The organism is Streptomyces sp. XM83C (assembly GCF_023072675.1).
GTDB classification, from domain to species: Bacteria; Actinomycetota; Actinomycetes; order Streptomycetales; family Streptomycetaceae; genus Streptomyces; species Streptomyces thermocoprophilus.
On the sequence record NZ_JALLGL010000565.1, the window covers coordinates 1 to 1,446 of the forward strand.

The 1,446-nt window shown below is 70.0% G+C and carries 1 protein-coding gene; it reads left to right on the forward strand.

Annotated elements, in window-relative coordinates; all coding sequences use genetic code 11:
- Positions 1-1,392 (forward strand): phosphoenolpyruvate carboxylase (locus tag MTQ10_RS30375; protein ID WP_247473886.1); only part of this gene is annotated, 1,392 nt, incomplete at its 5' end.
- Between the last annotated feature and the right edge of the window lie 54 nt (positions 1,393-1,446).

Here is a 1,446-nt window from a genome sequence, read left to right on the forward strand (position 1 = left end):
CCCCCCGCCCCCACCCCCGCACCCGTCGACGCCGCCGGCGAAAAGACCCTCGGCGTCTTCCAGACCATCAAGCGCGCCCTCGAAGTCTTCGGCCCCGAAGTCATCGAGTCCTACATCATCTCCATGTGCCAGGGCGCCGACGACGTCTTCGCCGCCGCCGTCCTCGCCCGCGAAGCCGGACTCATCGACCTCCACGCCGGCTGGGCCAAGATCGGCATCGTCCCCCTCCTGGAAACCACCGACGAACTCAAGGCCGCCGACACCATCCTCGAGGACATGCTCTCCGACCCCTCCTACCGACGCCTCGTCGCACTCCGCGGCGACGTCCAGGAGGTCATGCTCGGCTACAGCGACTCCTCCAAGTTCGGCGGCATCACCACCAGCCAGTGGGAGATCCACCGCGCCCAGCGCCGCCTCCGCGACGTCGCCCACCGCCACGGCGTCCGCCTGCGCCTCTTCCACGGCCGCGGCGGCACCGTCGGCCGCGGCGGCGGCCCCTCCCACGACGCCATCCTCGCCCAGCCCTGGGGCACCCTCGAAGGCGAGATCAAGGTCACCGAACAGGGCGAGGTCATCTCCGACAAGTACCTCATCCCCTCCCTCGCCCGCGAGAACCTCGAACTGACCGTCGCCGCCACCCTCCAGGCCTCCGCCCTGCACACCGCGCCCCGGCAGTCCGACGAAGCCCTCGCCCGCTGGGACGCCGCCATGGACGTCATCTCCGACGCAGCCCACGCCGCCTACCGCGCCTTCGTCGAAGACCCCGACCTCCCCACCTACTTCCTCGCCTCCACCCCCGTCGACCAGCTCGCCGAACTCCACCTCGGCTCCCGCCCCTCCCGCCGCCCCGGCTCCGGCGTCTCCCTCGACGGCCTCCGCGCCATCCCCTGGGTCTTCGGCTGGACCCAGTCCCGGCAGATCGTCCCCGGCTGGTTCGGCGTCGGCTCCGGCCTCAAGGCACTGCGCGAAGCCGGCCTCGACACCGTCCTGGAAGAAATGCACCGAGAATGGCACTTCTTCCGCAACTTCATCTCCAACGTCGAGATGACCCTCGCCAAGACCGACCTGCGCATCGCCCAGCACTACGTCGACACCCTCGTCCCCGACGACCTCAAGCACGTCTTCGACACCATCAAGACCGAACACGACCTCACCGTCACCGAGATCCTCCGCATCACCGGCGAAAAGGAACTCCTCGACGCCCAACCCGTCCTCAAGCAGACCTTCGCCATCCGCGACGCCTACCTCGACCCCATCAGCTACCTCCAGGTAGCCCTCCTCAAGCGCCAGCGCGACGCCGCAGCCGCCGGAGAGGACCCCGACCCCCTCCTCTCCCGCGCCCTCCTCCTCACCGTCAACGGCGTCGCAGCCGGCCTCCGCAACACCGGCTGACCCCACACCCACACCGAAAGGGGCGGTGCCCCGGGGAACCACACCCCGGGGCAC